This window comes from Pseudomonas moorei, from assembly GCF_008801475.1.
In the GTDB taxonomy this organism is placed as follows: Bacteria; Pseudomonadota; Gammaproteobacteria; order Pseudomonadales; family Pseudomonadaceae; genus Aquipseudomonas; species Aquipseudomonas moorei.
The window spans coordinates 21024-37545 of record NZ_VZPP01000009.1 but is presented as its reverse complement, the minus strand read 5'-3'; the positions used below and the strand labels follow the sequence as shown (position 1 = coordinate 37545).

The window sequence follows — 16522 nt, the reverse complement described above, 5'->3', positions numbered from 1 at the left end:
TCGCACATGCGCCACCAGATACATGACTTGCTGTCCCCGCTGCCGGGGACCGCACGACAGATCCACAGTTTTCACTTCGGGCCGCAACCGGCCAAAGGCAAGATCTACATCCAGTCATCCCTTCACGCCGATGAATTGCCCGGCATGCTGGTGGCCTGGCACCTCAAGCAACGCCTGGCGGAGCTGGAAGCCGCCGGCCGCCTGCGCAGCGAAATCGTTCTGGTGCCGGTGGCCAATCCGGTCGGCCTGGAGCAAGTGCTTATGGACGTGCCGCTGGGCCGCTACGAACTGGAAAGCGGTCAGAACTTCAACCGCTGGTTCGTCGATCTGAGCGAAGAGGTCGGCAACGAGATCGAAGGCCAACTGGGCGACGACCCGCAGCGCAATCTCGAACTGATCCGCATCAGCCTGCGCCACGCACTTGCCCGGCAGACCGCCAGCACCCAACTGCAATCCCAACGCCTGACTCTGCAACGACTGGCCTGCGATGCCGACATGGTGCTGGACCTGCATTGCGATTTCGAAGCCGTCGCGCACCTGTACACCACGCCGGATGCCTGGCCGCAGGTCGAGCCACTGGCCCGTTATATCGGCGCCGAGGCCAGCCTGTTGGCCACCGACTCCGGCGGTCAGTCGTTCGACGAATGCTTCACCTTGCTCTGGTGGCAGTTGAAAGAACGCTTCGGCGAACAGTTCGAGATTCCGCCCGGCAGCTTTTCCGTCACCGTCGAACTGCGCGGTCAGGGCGACGTCAACCACCCGCTGGCCAGCCTGGACAGCCAGGCACTGATCGATTACCTGATTCATTTCGGAGCGATCGCCGGCGAACCGGCGTCCCTGCCCGAACTGCCCTACCCGGCCACTCCACTGGCCGGTGTCGAACCTGTGGCCACGCCTGTCGGCGGGCTGCTGGTGTTCGCCGCGCTGCCAGGAGAGTACCTGGAAGCCGGGCAATTGATCGCTGAAATCATTGATCCGATCGCTGATCGCGTCACTCCTGTTCATTGCACCGCCGCCGGGTTGATGTACGCCCGCTCGCTGCGCCGCATGGCCACTGCCGGCATGGTGATCGCCCATGTCGCGGGCACCGAAGCCTATCGCAGCGGTTACCTACTTTCGCCTTGAGGATGTCTGTTCCATGTACAAACTGACCATCGAAGACCTGCATAAAAGCTATGGCGATCATCAGGTGCTCAAAGGCGTTTCCCTCAAGGCCAACACCGGCGACGTCATCAGTCTGATCGGCGCCAGCGGCTCGGGCAAAAGTACCTTTCTGCGCTGCATCAATTTTCTCGAACAACCCAACGACGGCGCCATGAGCCTCGATGGCCAGGCGATCCGCATGATCAAGGATCGACACGGCATGCATGTCGCCGATCCGGATGAACTGCAACGGATCCGTACCCGCCTGGCCATGGTGTTCCAGCATTTCAACCTGTGGAGCCACATGACCGTGCTGGAGAACATCACCATGGCTCCGCGCCGGGTGCTGGGTTGCAGCAAGCAGGAAGCCGAAGACCGCGCGCGCCGCTATCTGGACAAGGTTGGCCTGGCGGCGCGCGTGGCGGACCAATATCCGGCGTTCCTGTCCGGCGGTCAGCAACAGCGGGTGGCCATAGCCAGGGCGCTGGCCATGGAGCCGGAGGTCATGCTGTTCGATGAGCCCACATCGGCGCTGGACCCGGAACTGGTGGGTGAGGTGCTACGCGTGATCCAGGGCCTGGCCGAAGAAGGCCGGACCATGATCATGGTGACCCACGAAATGAGCTTCGCCCGCAAGGTCTCGAGCCAGGTGCTGTTCCTGCATCAGGGTCTAGTGGAAGAGGAAGGCGCGCCGGAAGACGTACTGGGCAATCCGAAGAGTGAGCGGTTGAAGCAATTCCTCAGCGGTAACCTGAAATAAACGCCGAGCGAAAAAAGGGGGAGCCGTATTCCCGGCTCCCCCCCACTCAAACGTCAAACAGTCGCTTCGTGCTCAAGCCTGAAACGGCCATTGGTCACTTCCAGACCGTCAGCATCCATACCACTGAAGCTCCCGGCAAACTTTGCTCCCCCGCCCACGGTCAACTCAAGCACGCCTCGATACAAATCCGCTTCGGAGGTGCCTGTCACGTGGATAATCATCGGGGAGCTTTCAGTAAGCCCCAAATTGAAACTGCCGCTCTGGATGCCAACCGGCAGATAGACATAAAACGCCGTCCCTTGCCCGTTATCAGCCTCGATACAATGGATACCTGGCCGATCATAGAAGTAGAGTCCATGCGTCACGCGAAACGGCTGGGGACCGCCGGCCGTGTCCACATCGGCACTTAAATGCCCTGCTCGATTTGTACTCATTTGAATGTCCTTTTCATAGACATGGATAACTGCTCGATGCCGACCCTTTCCAAAAGGTCGCAGAACGAGTAACTCCGGGATAAGAACATGGCAGGATCACCAAGTGGTTTCGACGGCGATTACAGTTATTGCCGGATATGAATCGATCAACACGGGAGCGAGCCTCGCCCGTACCGAAGCACAAGCAGCACTCTCGGCATTACGCAGGGTGGTGGTCGATAAATGGCACGAATTGCCCGGCAACAAGCGTGGCGTGCAACTGTAGTGGGCTATGGCCCGATGCGTTTACTGGTGGCTATGAAGTCCGCCGGGGCGACAACTGTAGAGCGGTGTCATCGGCGACAACGAAATATGGCCAGTCAGCTGAAGTCTTCGCAGACCTCATCTGACTGGCCATTCATTTTTCTGCGCAGGGAATCAGACCACGGGCGTGGGAGGCGGCTCATCCGGCAGGGTGGGCTCACCAGGCTCGTTGGGTTGTTCGTTGGGCGTATCGGGATCGGGTTGACCGGGGATGCCCCCTGCCATGTTGATCGGCGGGTGTGCCAACAAGGACCAGGCCAAGACGCCAACCTGATTGGGCTCCAGCCTTGCCAGTTCGGCACTTATTCGCGGGTCGATCTTCATAAAGCACTCCTGAGCGATGGCCCGATCCGCCTTGCGCGAATCGGAGCGTACACTCCATAGAGTGTACGCTCACTCAAGAATTCCCACGGTTTGTCAGACGGCTGACTCAGGTCCGCGGCAAGGTCACGCCACGCTGGCCCTGGTACTTGCCGCCGCGATCCTTGTAGGAAACTTCACACTCTTCGTCAGACTCGAGGAACAGCATCTGCGCCACGCCTTCATTGGCGTAGATTTTCGCCGGCAGATTGGTGGTGTTGGAGAACTCCAGGGTCACGTGGCCTTCCCACTCAGGCTCCAGCGGCGTGACGTTGACGATGATGCCGCAGCGCGCGTAGGTGCTTTTACCCAGGCAGATGGTCAACACATTACGCGGAATGCGGAAGTATTCGACGGTACTGGCCAGGGCGAAGGAGTTGGGCGGAATGATGCACACGTCGCTGTGGATATCGACGAAGCTGCCTGCATCGAAGTTCTTCGGGTCGACGATTGCCGAATTGATGTTGGTGAACACCTTGAAATGATTAGTGCAACGCACATCGTAGCCGTAGCTCGAAACACCGTAGGAGATCACCCGGCTATCGTCGCTGCCGCGCACCTGGCGCTCTACGAAGGGCTCGATCATGCCGTGCTCTTGCGCCATGCGGCGAATCCACTTGTCCGATTTGATGCTCATGGCGGGTGTCCTGAATAACGTGGTGGAAAAAATCTGTCCGGCATCTTACCGGGGCGCGCCGCCGGGTTCAAAGCGCGAGGCACAATTCTCGACGATCCTGCCGGATTTACGGACCTTCGAAGCAATACCCCGCACCGTCAGTCATGAAAACAGAGAAACCTTCGCAAGAAACATTGGCACGTTCCGGAAAAAGGGTTAAGGTGACGTCACTGTGCTGCTTGTGTCACTGAGAATCTCTACACGATATGTTGAATTTCGATCCAACCATCTACAAGAATTTTTCCTGCTCTTTGCACTCAGTCTCGGCCAGGGTTCTTCCTGAGTCGCAGTTATCTTTGTTCAAGGAGTTACACCATGTCTAATCGCCAAACCGGTACCGTTAAGTGGTTCAACGATGAAAAAGGCTTCGGCTTCATCACTCCACAATCCGGTGACGACCTGTTCGTTCACTTCAAAGCTATCCAATCCGACGGCTTCAAAAGCCTGAAAGAAGGCCAACAGGTTTCTTTCATCGCTACCCGCGGTCAGAAAGGCATGCAAGCTGAAGAAGTTCAAGTTATCTAACTTGTACTTGCTTTAGTAAAAAGCCCCGCCCTCAACAGCGGGGCTTTTTTGTGCCTGCGTGCTTTTTTCCAGTCATGAAAAAACGCAGCCCAAACTGCGTTTTCAGCATTTACCAAGTAACGCCAAACCCTGCGGTGTAACGGGTCTTGCTCAAGTCAGCCTCATCGGAACCACTGACGATATCCCTCTCCGCCTTCAGGTTCAGCGACGCCCAGTCGGTCACTTTGTAGCGCAAGCCCATCTCGGCATCCAGCGCGTAGTCGGCCACGCCCGACAACGGCTTGCCCACCTCGCCATTGGTGAAGAACTCTACCTTCTTGCCTATCAGGTAACGGTTGTAATCCCACTTCATGGCCAAAGAATAGAAATTCTCCTGGCTGCCATCGCGGTACTCGTAATCGGTGCGGTTGACCAGCGACCCCAGGGAAAAGGCACCCAATTCGTCATCCCAGAACTGATAGCCGGGACCAGTACCCACAGTACGCTGACGAGACAGGTCTTCTACCTTGTCGCGCTTGTAAACCAGGCGACCTTCCCAGAACCATTTGTCGGTGATAAAGCCGTCGAGGGAGTATTCGGCCCGCCAGTTATCCGTGGTGACGACGCCATCCTGGAACTCGCGGTTGTATTCGCCTTCCGCGATATGCCGCCAACGACCATGGCGCGCAGTGGTCTTGAAGTCGATGTCGTAATCATCGGTATCTTTGTCCGCACGCTGGTAATCCAGGGCCGCGTCGATATTGCCCTTCCATACCAGATCCTCGACCACCGGCTTGGGCTTGAGGATCTGCTGGACACTGGCCAGCTCTACCGTCTTGGGTGCCTCACCGTTAGCCAAAGTGACTTTGCCCTCATCAGCCGCCTGCAGCGACTTGGCCTTCTCACCCGTGTAGGCGTCCTGCTTGACCAACAACTCCTGATCACTTGCCAGGGTTTTGACCTGCTTCCAGTCAATCGGCACCGCGCCGGCATACTCGGTCTGGATCAACAGCTTGCCACCGTCGAACAGAATGATCTTGCCACTCAACTTGTCACCGTTCTTCAACCAGACGGTATCCGCGAGCACGGGGGTGGAAGCACTGACGATGGCGAGGCACAGCAAGGTTTTGGAGAACATAAGCAAACAAAGGCTCAGGTACGCGAAAAAAGTCGGCATTATCCGCTGGAATAAGCCCCTAGCAAGGACTGACCCCGACGCTATCTGCTGAGTTCATTTCTAAATGGGCGATCGAGGATTTACTCTACAGACAGTACTGCGAATTTTTTTCAGGAAGCCCGGACGTGATCGACCCCACCACTGCCCCCGAGAGCGCGGCACAAATCCGACGCACGGCACTCTACCTGACACTCGCGCAAGTGCCAGAAGGCAAAGTAGTGAGTTATGGCCAATTGGCCGAACTGGCCGGATTGGGTCGCGCCGCCCGTTGGGTCGGACGAACACTTAGCCAATTACCTGGCGACAGTAAACTACCCTGGCACCGCGTTCTCGCAGCCGGAGGGCGCATCAGCCTGCCTGCGGGCAGTCCATCCGGGGATGAACAACGCGCCCGATTGCGCATGGAGGGCATCAGTATCCTGAACAATCGTGTTGATATTCAGCGCCATGGCTGGCGTCCAGTAGAGCACAGCGGTTAGAGTGCGCGCTTTGTTTCCGTATTTCTTGAGGCAGACTCCAGCCCATGCCCCGTAAAACCTGGCGCGCCGCGCTCGCCGCTTATGCCAGCCCCTCGACGCTCGTACTGTTGTTGTTGGGTTTCGCCGCCGGCCTGCCCTACATGTTGGTGTTTTCGACCCTTTCAGTCTGGCTGCGCGAAGCCGGCGTGGCTCGCGAAACCATCGGTTATGCAAGCCTGATCGGTCTGGCCTACGCCTTCAAATGGGTCTGGTCGCCACTGCTCGACCAATGGCGCCTGCCCCTGCTGGGCAAGCTCGGTCGACGCCGCTCCTGGCTGGTGTTGTCCCAATCCCTGGTAATACTGGGACTGATCGGGATGGGTTTCTGCGACCCGCAAAAACATCTGTCCTGGCTGATCGCCATCGCAGTCGTTGTCGCATTCGCCTCGGCGACGCAAGACATCGCCGTGGACGCGTACCGCCTGGAAATCGCCGAAGACAGTCGCCAGGCCGCGCTGGCCGCCAGTTACATGTCCGGTTATCGGATTGCCGCTTTGCTGGCTACGGCAGGCGCGCTGTTCTTCGCTGAAGGTTTTGGCTCAACCGGCTTCAACTACAAGCACTCCGCCTGGACCGGCACCTACGTACTGTTCGGCGTCCTGATGATCCCGGCGCTGCTGACCTCCTTCTTCATGCGCGAACCACCGGTCCCGCTGCGCACCCAACTGCAGGCCGGGCGTTACAGCTTCGCGCATCAGCTGGCTTCCGTGTTCGTGCTGATTGTACTGCTGGTGTCCGTCCCGGCCATGTTCACCCAGCTGTACAACACCGACTTTGCCAGCGTGCTGTTCAAAGGCGTGAGCCTGCTCGACCTTCTGCTGGAGGACCGCGCATTTCTGCGGGCAATCCTCTACACCACGCTGACCGCGCTGTGCCTGTCGACCATGGGTCGCCGTGGGTTGGCGCCAGTGCTGACGCCGGTCAACGACTTTATTATTCGTTACCGCTGGCAAGCCTTGCTGCTGCTTGGGCTGATCGCCACCTATCGGATGTCCGATACGGTCATGGGGGTGATGGCCAACGTTTTCTACATCGACCAGGGCTTCACCAAGGATCAGATTGCCGGTGTCAGTAAGATTTTCGGCCTGATCATGACCCTGGTCGGCGCGGGCATGGGTGGCCTGCTGATCGTGCGTTTCGGCATTCTGCCAATCCTGTTCATCGGTGGCGCCGCATCGGCAGCGACCAACCTGCTGTTCCTGATGCTCGCGGACATGGGCCCCAACCTGAACATGCTGATCGTGACCATTTCACTGGATAACTTCAGTTCAGGCATGGCGACTTCAGCCTTCGTTGCTTACTTGTCGAGCCTGACCAACCTCAAATTCTCCGCGACCCAATATGCCCTGCTCAGCTCGATCATGCTTTTGCTACCACGCCTGATTGGCGGCTACTCGGGCGTCATGGTGGAGAAATTCGGCTACCACAACTTCTTCCTGATCACCGCCCTGCTGGGCGTTCCGACTCTGGTATTGATCGCCCTGCACTGGTTCCAGGAAAGCCGCCGCGCTGGACCGACACCGACGCCGGAACCGGTTCCGACCCAGGTCGCGGAAGAATCGTAGGAAACATCCGCAGGAAACCTTGCAGAGGGCGCTGAGATTCCCGCCCTCCTGCCATACCGCCGACCGCACTCCTGTACGACAGCGGATCTCGCCCGTACAATGCTCCGTCATTTCTCGTCATCAGCAACCGACAACGGCCAACCATGCGCACCAGTCAATTTTTGCTCGCCACACAGAAAGAAACGCCTTCCGATGCGGTCGTGATCAGCCACCAGCTGATGCTGCGCGCCGGCATGATCCGCAAACTCGCCTCGGGCCTGTACACCTGGCTGCCGATGGGCTTGCGAGTAATGCGCAAGGTCGAAGCCGTCGTTCGTGAAGAAATGAACGCCGCCGGCTCGCTTGAAGTGTTGATGCCGAGCACTCAACCGGCAGAGCTGTGGCAGGAATCCGGTCGCTGGGAAGAGTACGGTCCTGAATTGCTGCGCTTCAAGGATCGCCACGGTCGCGATTTCTGCGCCGGCCCGACCCACGAAGAAGTCATCACCGATCTGATGCGCAACGAATTGAGCAGCTACAAACAGCTGCCGATCAACCTTTACCAGATCCAGACCAAGTTCCGTGACGAAATCCGCCCACGTTTCGGTTTGATGCGCGGTCGCGAATTCATCATGAAGGACGCCTATTCGTTCCACGCTGACCAGCCATCGCTGCAAGTCACCTACGACCGCATGCATCAGGCGTACTGCAACGTGTTCACCCGCCTGGGCCTGAAATTCCGCCCGGTTGAAGCCGACAACGGCTCCATCGGCGGTGCCGGCTCCCACGAGTTCCACGTACTGGCCGAGTCCGGTGAAGACGATATCGTCTTCAGCAACGGTTCCGACTACGCCGCGAACATCGAGAAAGCCGAAGCCGTGCCGCGCGAAACCTCTCGAGCAGCGCCGACCGAAGAACTGCGCCTGGTCGACACGCCGAACGCCAAGACCATCGCGCAACTGGTCGAAGGCTTCAACCTGCCGATCGAGAAAACCATCAAGACCCTCGTGGTTCACGCTGAAGAGAAAGGCAAGCTGATTGCCCTGATCATCCGTGGCGACCACGAATTGAACGAAATCAAGGCCGCCAACCAGCCTGGCGTTGCCAGCCCGCTGGTCATGGCCTCCGAAAACGAACTGCGCGACGCCATCGGCGCTGGCGCCGGCTCCCTCGGCCCGCTGAACCTGCCACTGCCAATCATTATCGACCGCTCGGTCGAACTGATGAGCGACTTCGGCATTGGGGCAAACATCGACGACAAGCACTACTTCGGCGTGAACTGGGAACGCGACCTGCCGGTTCCGACCGTTGCCGACCTGCGTAACGTTGTCAGCGGCGACCCAAGCCCAGATGGCAAGGGCACCCTGGAAATCAAACGCGGCATCGAAGTCGGGCACATCTTCCAGCTGGGCAACAAGTACAGCAAAGCAATGAAGTGTGAAGTGCTGGGCGAGAACGGCAAGCCGATCACCCTGGAAATGGGCTGCTACGGCATTGGCGTTTCCCGTGTGGTTGCAGCTGCCATCGAGCAGAACAACGACGAAAAAGGGATTATCTGGAGTGACGCGCTCGCACCGTTCCAGATCGCCCTGGTGCCACTGCGCTACGAAACCGATCTGGTTCGCGAAGCCACCGACAAGCTGTATGCAGAACTGACTGCAGCCGGCTTCGAAGTGCTGCTGGATGATCGCGACAAGAAAACCAGCCCGGGCATCAAGTTCGCGGACATGGAGCTTATCGGCATTCCTCACCGGATCGTGGTCAGCGACCGCGGCCTTGCCGAAGGCAACCTGGAATACAAGAGTCGTACCGAGGCCGAGCCCCAAGCGCTCCCGGTCGCTGACGTACTGTCTTTCCTGCAGGCCCGTATCCGCCGCTGAAACCAGATAGAGACGTCATGTTCAAGCGAAACACCTTAGGCCTCGGTGGTGCCGCCCTGTGCGGCACCCTGTTGGTCAGCGGCTGTGCCAATCACATGTCACAGCGGAGCGAGCACGAGGAACGGGTCGAGCGCAAATTGCTCGACCACAGTCTGCAGATCGATGTCGGTGAGCCCAAGGTACTTGAGCTGCCGCAACGCCGGGTGAAAATCCACGAGCAGAAGACCTTCGAAGTCACCGAGTTCGACGTCACCCGTCATTATGATCGCTACACCCCATACCAACCCTGGCGGAAGATCTACGAGATCCCGCTCGGCGCGGTAGCTGTGGTGGGTGGTGCCTGTGCGAACGTGGTCAACGTCTTTGCCTTCGGCAACCTGCCCGACAGCATGACCAAGGACTGGCTCAGCTACGGTTTCGCCGGACTCAATCCGTTCATGAACATGCAATCCAACGGTCGCGCGCAGCAGAACCTGGCTGGCATCGACGAAGTCCAGCGCGACAAGCGCATGGAATACTCGAGCCTGCCTTGGAGCGAGCGTCCGGTCGAAGTCAAGGCCGGCAAGGAAACCTTCGAGCTGACCACCGACAAGAACGGCGTGCTCCGCCTGAATCTGCTGGACAGTCCGTTCGCCGAATATGACCTCAATCATCTGGGCAAGCTGCAGATCAGTGTCAGTGACTCAAAGGGCGATGTGCATACCGACTCGTCCCTTGTGCTCAGCAGCACCCTGCGCGGCAAATTGCTCGAAGCTCACAGTCTGATTTACGACGACCTCGAAGACGACGAAGTGAGCCAGTGGGTACACCGGGTCAAACGCCTGTCGGAGCTGGGTCTCGAAGAAGAAGCCAGCGAACTGGAACAGAGCCTGGTCGAGTTGACCCGCAACGATCCTGAGCTGCAGACCGAATTCCTCAAGTCCCTGACCAAGAATGCCGGACGCCTGGTGGCGGATCCAGGGCCGAACTAACGCTCAAAGCTTCGCGGGCAAGTCGAATCGCCCGCGAAGCGGCCTCACAGGCACCGCATAACTACCGCTCAAACAACTCCATCTGCTCAAACCCGCCCCGCAAATCCTCCAGCCTTACTCCCACGCCCAATAATCGCACCGGCTTGCCACCTCGATTGAACGCCTGCGTCAGCATCAACTGGTAACTGCCCAAGTCCCGCCCTGCCCCTGCCTGCTCAAGTGTGGTCTGGGTAAAATCATGGAACTTCACTTTGACGAACGGCTTGCCCGGTCGATAGCTGCTGTCGATTCGATCCATGCGGGTTCTGAGGGTTTCCAGTAACTCCGGCAGCTTATCCAGACAACTGCGCAGATCCGGCAAATCGACATCGTAAGTATTTTCGACGCTGATCGACTGCCGACGACTGTCGTTATGCACCAGACGGTCATCGATCCCGCGGGCCAGACTCCAGAGCCGCTCGCCAAAACTGCCGAATTCGCGCACCAGCGCCAACTTGTCCCACTCACGCAGTTGCAAACAGTCGACAATCCCGAACTTGGCCAGCTTGTCGGCAGTCACTTTGCCAACGCCATGCAGCTTATTGACCGTCAAGCCACTGACAAAGTCCTCGACCTGATCCGGCGTGATGACAAACAACCCATTGGGCTTTTTCCAGTCGCTCGCGATCTTGGCGAGAAACTTGTTTGGCGCCACGCCCGCCGAAACGGTGATATGCAACTGATTGGAGACCCTTCGACGGATGTCCTGGGCAATTCGGGTGGCACTTCCACCGAAATGCGCGCTGTCCGACACATCCAGGTAGGCCTCATCCAGGGAAAGTGGCTCGATGATGTCGGTGTAATCGCGAAAGATCGTATGAATTTCCTTCGATGCTTCTCTATAGGCGTCCATTCGCGGCTTGACGATGGTCAGGTCCGGGCACATCTTCAACGCGTGCCCGGACGACATCGCGGACCTCACACCATAGGCCCGCGCCTCGTAATTGCAGGTGGCGATCACTCCACGCCGATCCGCTGACCCACCCACCGCCAGCGGCTTGCCGGCCAGGCGCGGATCGTCACGCATCTCGATGGCGGCGTAGAAGCAGTCACAGTCGACGTGGATGATTTTTCGCTGAGTCATATCAACGCGGTGTTCATGAAGAGGAAATGCCGTCTTGCCGTGTCGGACATTCAGTATCTCACTGACACCTGTATATAGCACCAGTACTCAGAATGTTCTTTTCCAATTGTGGGAAAGCTCCCAGTAAATTTATTTTCTTAATCGAAAGGCGTGCACCAATAGAGCTGAAACCCTTGCCACGCCTGCCTCACAGCGATACTAGACCACCTTCAAATCAAGCTAAGCGTTTGAACAGGAACAGGTTTTATCGAAATTGGTGATTGACACCCCGGCGTATCTCTATAGAATGCCGATCCACAGACGCGGGATGGAGCAGTCTGGTAGCTCGTCGGGCTCATAACCCGAAGGTCGTCGGTTCAAATCCGGCTCCCGCAACCAAACATCAAAAAAGGCTACTCGAAAGAGTGGCCTTTTTTGTGCGCGCCTGTTTTGTTCAGAAGGTGCGACATTAGCGCAGGCACCCGCGCCACAGAAATCAGAAGTCGTTCTGGTTCCGAATCTTAAGCCGCTCCCCGCGACCGTTTGCCGCTCTTTTACGTTTATTTGACCGGGTTCAGGATTAACGGTTGACACTCAGGCGTATCTCTATAGAATGCCGCCACACAGACGCGGGATGGAGCAGTCTGGTAGCTCGTCGGGCTCATAACCCGAAGGTCGTCGGTTCAAATCCGGCTCCCGCAACCAAACATCAAAAAAGGCTACTCGAAAGAGTGGCCTTTTTTGTATCTGTTGAAAAAGCCCTTTCGCAACAATGATCTGTCACTGTGTAGTGAGCCGTCCGGGGTCACCGAAGCGCTGAGTTCCGACTATGCTCAAACGCACACTTTCCCCCCACGACTGATGACATGCCGTCGCCGAGAGCCGGTGATAGCGTTAATATTTGTGATTATTTTTTTCTACAGGGATTGGTAACTTGGCTGGATACCCCCATCCTGTCGCGCACAATCCAAGAGGTGATTGATGCGCGCCAACTCGTCTGATTCACAAGACACCGTCACAGCGACACATCCGATCAAGGCGGAGCGCTTGCGCCTGCTCGATCTGATCAGCAAATACCGACAGCCCATCGGCTTGGCGGTCACTCTGCTGCTGTTCGCGATTGCGCTGATTGCCTGTCGTCACCTGTTGAGCGAGCTCGATCTGGATGCTCTGCACGACTCGATCCTCGACGTTCCGAAACCCGCATTGCTGGGCGCCCTGGGCGCAACCGTAGCGGGCTTCATCATTTTGCTGGGGTACGAATGGTCAGCCAGTCGCTATGCCGGCGCGAACCTGGCACCACGAACCCTGGCCCTGGGAGGCTTCACCGCTTTCGCCATCGGTAATGCCATCGGTCTTTCGATGCTGTCAGGCGGCTCGGTTCGCTACCGTCTGTATGCACGTCATGGTCTGGGGGCCGCTGAGGTCGCCCACATGACATTGTTCGCCAGCCTCTCCCTAGGCTGCGCCTTGCCACCGCTCGCCGCACTGGCAACGCTCAGCGACCTGCCAGCAGCCTCCGTTGCACTGGGTCTGTCCGAAGTCCTGCTGGGTTCGGTAGCCACGGCTGTATTACTGCTGTTTTCGGTACTGGCCATCGGCATCTACCGCCGCCGCCTGCCGGAACAACCCTACCCGGACAACCTGATGGTCAAGGTCGGCCGTCGTACCTTGCGCCTGCCGGGACGCCGCCTGACCTTCCTGCAACTGATCATTACCGCGCTGGACGTGGCCGCCGCCGCGACCGTGCTTTACCTGTTACTGCCGGAAGCACCGCCGTTCGGTGCGTTCCTGCTGGTCTATCTGCTGGCCTTGGCTGCTGGCGTTCTCAGCCATGTTCCGGGCGGTGTCGGCGTATTCGAAGCGATTTTGCTGGCGGCCTTCTCCGACAAACTCGGCGCCGCCCCACTGGCCGCTGCCCTGCTGCTGTATCGCCTGATCTACGTCGTCCTGCCGATGCTGGTGGCCTGCCTGTTGTTGCTGATCAACGAAGGTCAGCGCATCTTCCAGACCCGCCAGTCCTTGCGTGCAGCATCGGGCATGGCCGCACCGATTCTGGCTGTGCTGGTGTTTCTCTCCGGCGTGGTCCTGCTGTTCTCCGGCGCGACACCGGAAATCGACACTCGCCTGGAACACATCGGCTTTCTCATTCCCCATCGACTGGTTGATGCTTCGCACTTTGGTGCCAGCCTGATTGGCGTACTGTGCCTGCTACTGGCCCAGGGCCTGCGTCGTCGACTGTCGGCTGCCTGGATGCTGACCACCATTCTGTTGCTGGTGGGCGCCCTGCTCTCGCTGCTCAAGGGCTTCGACTGGGAAGAAGCCTGCCTGATGACCTTGACCGCAGCTTTGCTGGGGGTTTTCCGGCGTTCGTTCTATCGCCCCAGCCGCCTGACAGAAGTGCCTTTCTCGCCACTCTATCTGGTGTCGAGCCTGTGCGTGCTTGGCGCCTCCATGTGGCTGCTTCTGTTCGCCTATCAGGATGTTCCGTACAGCCATCAACTCTGGTGGCAATTCACCCTCGACGCCGATGCCCCACGTGGCTTGCGTTCGCTGCTCGGTGCCGCCGTGTTGCTGGTGGTGGTTTCCCTGACCTGGCTGCTGCGTACCGCCCGTCCGGTCATCCATCTGCCGACCCCGGACGAACTGGAGCGCGCGAGCAAGATCCTGATGGCCTCGTCGCAACCGGATGGCGGCCTGGCCCTGACCGGCGACAAGGCACTGCTGTTTCACCCCAACGATCAAGCGTTCCTGATGTACGCCCGCCGCGGCCGCAGCCTGGTAGCGCTGTATGACCCGATCGGTCCGAGCCAGCAACGGGCGGAAATGATCTGGCAGTTCCGCGATCTGTGCGATATCCACCATGCGCGCCCCGTGTTCTATCAAGTGCGCGCGGAAAACCTGCCGTACTACATGGACATCGGCCTGACGGCGATCAAACTCGGCGAAGAAGCCAGGGTCGACCTGCACCGCTTTGATCTCGACGCCAAGGGCAAAGAGATGAAGGACCTGCGCTACACCTGGAACCGCGGCACACGGGATGGCCTGTCGCTGGAGATCTTCGAGCCGGGCCAGGCGCCGATGGACGAGCTGAAGGTGATTTCCGATGCCTGGCTGACCGGCAAGAACGTACGCGAAAAAGGCTTCTCCCTCGGCCGCTTCAGTGATGACTACCTCAAGCACTTCCGCATTGCGGTCATCCGCTTCGAAGGCCGTCCGGTGGCGTTCGCCAACCTGCTCGAGACCTACAGCCACGACCTGGCCAGCCTCGACCTGATGCGCGCCCACCCGGACGCCCCCAAGCTGACCATGGAATTCATGATGGTCGGCCTGATTCAACATTATAAAAATCATGGTTACGCGCGCTTCAGCCTGGGCATGGTGCCTTTGTCGGGGTTGCAGCCCCGTCGCGGCGCCCCCTTGACCCAGCGTCTGGGCTCGATGGTTTTCCGCCGTGGTGAGCAGCTCTACAACTTCCAAGGCTTGCGCCGCTTCAAAGACAAATTCCAGCCTGACTGGGAACCCCGTTATATGGCCGTGCCCGCCGGACTCGATCCGCTGGTTGCCCTGGCCGATACTGCTGCCCTGATCGCGGGCGGCTTGACTGGATTGGTGAAACGCTGATGATTCGACGCTCCTTGCGGTACGTTCTGGGCACACTGGTGGTGCTGGCCCTGATTCTCGGTGGTGGCTACTGGTACCTGAAACGCCCGGCACCGGAACCGACCCTCGAACAGCTGACCCCGGCCGACGGCACGGCCATGACCCGTGTGATCCCGGGCAACACGCCTCGCGCCCAGGTGTTGGTGGCGGTCACTGAGGAACAGAAGCTCAGCGACAATCAATTGATGACCCTGAGTCGCAGCGGTTCGGCGCAGATTGTCCAGGTAATCCTGCCCCAGGACTGTCTGCTGCAAAGCCGCGCCTTGCAATCGGGCTTGAGGGAACTCAAAGGCCCGGCAACCCTGGTCAGCGGTATCGGCCCAGGTGCGGTACTCGCCTGGCGCTGGTTGTCCGAGCAGAAAAATGACAACGCCCAAGCCGTCTCGGTCGACCTGGCCCTGGAAAAGGGTGGCTGCACTCACCTGCTACCCAAAAGCGCTTCTCACGGCCATTGGCTGGTGGCGTGGAACGACAACCCGGATGACACCAGTGCCGGCTTCGTGCGCGACCAACCCAACGCCGAAACCAGTATCAGTGACTACGACATCAACCTGCCGCAAGTGTTGAACAATGAACTGCGCAAGCTCCTGGTCGGTGGCGACAAGGCCTCCGGCGGGCTGCAGATTCCCGTGGTTGAAGTGCCGGCCGGCCAGGCCAAGGACACCGTGACCCTGTTCCTGTCCGGTGACGGTGGCTGGCGTGACCTCGACCGCGACGTGGCGGGCGAAATGGCGAAGATCGGCTACCCGGTGGTCGGCATCGACACCCTGCGCTACTACTGGCAGCACAAGAGCCCCGAGCAAAGCGCGCTGGACCTTGCCGAACTGATGCAGCACTACCGGCAAAAATGGGGCACCAAGCGCTTCATCCTCACCGGCTACTCGTTTGGCGCCGATGTGTTGCCTGCGATCTACAACCGCCTCGCAGAGTCCGAGCAGCAGCGTATCGACGCGATCATCCTGCTGGCCTTCGCCCGCACCGGCAGCTTCGAAATCGAAGTCGAAGGCTGGCTTGGCAACGCCGGCAAAGAAGCCGCCACCGGCCCGGAAATGGCCAAGCTGCCCGCCGCCAAAGTGGTGTGCATCTACGGTGAAGAAGAAGTCAATGAAAGTGGCTGCACCGACAAGACCGCCGTGGGCGAAGCTATCAAGCTGCCTGGGGGTCACCACTTCGACGAGAACTACCCGGCCCTGGCCAAGCGCCTGGTGGACATCATCATAAAACGCCAGGCCAAGGACGAGGCGACAGCGCAGGAGTGATGTGAGCCGCGCAAACAAAAAAGCCCCTACCGCTACATAAGCGTGGGGGCTTTTTCATTTCAGCAAGTACTGCATATCCAGTGTGTGCGAGCCTGCTCGCGAAAGCGATGGGTCAGTCAACATAGAAGTTAAATGTCAGTCCGCCTTCGCGAGCACGCTTGCACACAGCGGTATCCGCGCAAGGTTCATTCAATTGCCAGGCAACAAAAAGCCCCCGATACCGCGAGG

Annotated in this window: 15 protein-coding genes and 2 tRNA genes; 12 read left to right on the top strand and 5 right to left on the bottom strand. The window is 58.8% G+C overall.

Annotation, left to right across the window (positions count from 1 at the left end):
* The first annotated feature begins 6 nt into the window (after nucleotides 1–6).
* Both F7R06_RS18060 and F7R06_RS18055 read left to right on the top strand, forming a co-directional pair.
* Nucleotides 7–1125: a succinylglutamate desuccinylase/aspartoacylase family protein gene (locus tag F7R06_RS18060; RefSeq protein WP_090317088.1), complete on the top strand. Its 1119-nt coding sequence runs from the start codon at nucleotides 7–9 to the stop codon at nucleotides 1123–1125.
* Between the two features lie 13 nt (nucleotides 1126–1138).
* Nucleotides 1139–1903 (top strand): ABC transporter ATP-binding protein, encoded by a 765-nt coding sequence (locus tag F7R06_RS18055; protein WP_090317085.1) that lies wholly within the window; start codon nucleotides 1139–1141, stop codon nucleotides 1901–1903.
* Nucleotides 1904–1956: 53 nt separating this feature from the next.
* Here the strand turns inward: F7R06_RS18055 and F7R06_RS18050 are convergent, their stop codons facing one another.
* From F7R06_RS18050 to dcd, 3 genes are all read right to left on the bottom strand, one after another.
* The gene (locus F7R06_RS18050; RefSeq protein WP_090317082.1) at nucleotides 1957–2337 is read right to left on the bottom strand and encodes a hypothetical protein; all 381 of its coding nucleotides are present in this window, start codon (nucleotides 2335–2337) and stop codon (nucleotides 1957–1959) included.
* A gap of 417 nt (nucleotides 2338–2754) precedes the next feature.
* On the bottom strand, nucleotides 2755–2964 hold the full coding sequence (locus tag F7R06_RS18045; protein WP_090317078.1) for a hypothetical protein: 210 nt from the start codon (nucleotides 2962–2964) through the stop codon (nucleotides 2755–2757).
* Between the two features lie 106 nt (nucleotides 2965–3070).
* Complete coding sequence (gene dcd / locus F7R06_RS18040; protein ID WP_007904652.1) at nucleotides 3071–3637, bottom strand: dCTP deaminase; 567 nt, start codon at nucleotides 3635–3637, stop codon at nucleotides 3071–3073.
* On the opposite strand from dcd, the gene F7R06_RS18035 reads away from it, so the two are divergent.
* A complete protein-coding gene (locus F7R06_RS18035; protein ID WP_139204756.1) occupies nucleotides 3618–3836 on the top strand; it encodes a hypothetical protein in 219 nt (72 codons plus the stop codon). The two genes, dcd and F7R06_RS18035, sit on opposite strands and share 20 nt — an antisense overlap.
* Before the next feature lie 155 nt (nucleotides 3837–3991).
* The gene (locus F7R06_RS18030; protein WP_002554837.1) at nucleotides 3992–4201 is read left to right on the top strand and encodes a cold-shock protein; all 210 of its coding nucleotides are present in this window, start codon (nucleotides 3992–3994) and stop codon (nucleotides 4199–4201) included.
* Nucleotides 4202–4310: 109 nt separating this feature from the next.
* Here F7R06_RS18030 and F7R06_RS18025 read toward each other — a convergent pair whose 3' ends face one another.
* On the bottom strand, nucleotides 4311–5318 hold the full coding sequence (locus tag F7R06_RS18025; protein WP_090317074.1) for a DUF481 domain-containing protein: 1008 nt from the start codon (nucleotides 5316–5318) through the stop codon (nucleotides 4311–4313).
* Nucleotides 5319–5482: 164 nt separating this feature from the next.
* Between F7R06_RS18025 and F7R06_RS18020 the strand changes: the two genes are divergently transcribed.
* The 4 genes from F7R06_RS18020 (at nucleotide 5483) to F7R06_RS18005 (ending at nucleotide 10270) form a co-directional block, all read left to right on the top strand.
* On the top strand, nucleotides 5483–5836 hold the full coding sequence (locus F7R06_RS18020) for an MGMT family protein (protein ID WP_090317072.1): 354 nt from the start codon (nucleotides 5483–5485) through the stop codon (nucleotides 5834–5836).
* Between the two features lie 44 nt (nucleotides 5837–5880).
* Nucleotides 5881–7440 (top strand): AmpG family muropeptide MFS transporter, encoded by a 1560-nt coding sequence (locus F7R06_RS18015; RefSeq protein WP_090317069.1) that lies wholly within the window; start codon nucleotides 5881–5883, stop codon nucleotides 7438–7440.
* Nucleotides 7441–7583: 143 nt separating this feature from the next.
* Nucleotides 7584–9299 carry a proline--tRNA ligase gene (locus F7R06_RS18010; RefSeq protein ID WP_090317066.1) on the top strand — a complete coding sequence of 572 codons (1716 nt, stop codon included), beginning with the start codon at nucleotides 7584–7586 and terminating at the stop codon, nucleotides 9297–9299.
* Nucleotides 9300–9316: 17 nt separating this feature from the next.
* On the top strand, nucleotides 9317–10270 hold the full coding sequence (locus tag F7R06_RS18005) for a hypothetical protein (RefSeq protein WP_090317064.1): 954 nt from the start codon (nucleotides 9317–9319) through the stop codon (nucleotides 10268–10270).
* A gap of 61 nt (nucleotides 10271–10331) precedes the next feature.
* Here F7R06_RS18005 and dinB read toward each other — a convergent pair whose 3' ends face one another.
* Nucleotides 10332–11393, bottom strand: a complete 1062-nt coding sequence (dinB, locus tag F7R06_RS18000) for a DNA polymerase IV (RefSeq protein ID WP_090317062.1) — start codon at nucleotides 11391–11393, stop codon at nucleotides 10332–10334.
* A 301-nt stretch (nucleotides 11394–11694) separates the two neighbouring features.
* On the opposite strand from dinB, the gene F7R06_RS17995 reads away from it, so the two are divergent.
* The 4 genes from F7R06_RS17995 (at nucleotide 11695) to F7R06_RS17980 (ending at nucleotide 16294) form a co-directional block, all read left to right on the top strand.
* A tRNA-Met gene (locus F7R06_RS17995) sits at nucleotides 11695–11771 on the top strand.
* A gap of 229 nt (nucleotides 11772–12000) precedes the next feature.
* Nucleotides 12001–12077, top strand: a tRNA-Met gene (locus F7R06_RS17990).
* Between the two features lie 276 nt (nucleotides 12078–12353).
* Nucleotides 12354–14996 (top strand): bifunctional lysylphosphatidylglycerol flippase/synthetase MprF, encoded by a 2643-nt coding sequence (mprF, locus tag F7R06_RS17985; protein WP_090317059.1) that lies wholly within the window; start codon nucleotides 12354–12356, stop codon nucleotides 14994–14996.
* Nucleotides 14996–16294: a virulence factor family protein gene (locus F7R06_RS17980; RefSeq protein ID WP_090317056.1), complete on the top strand. Its 1299-nt coding sequence runs from the start codon at nucleotides 14996–14998 to the stop codon at nucleotides 16292–16294. Before mprF ends, F7R06_RS17980 begins: the two co-directional genes overlap by 1 nt.
* The last annotated feature ends 228 nt before the right edge of the window (nucleotides 16295–16522 follow it).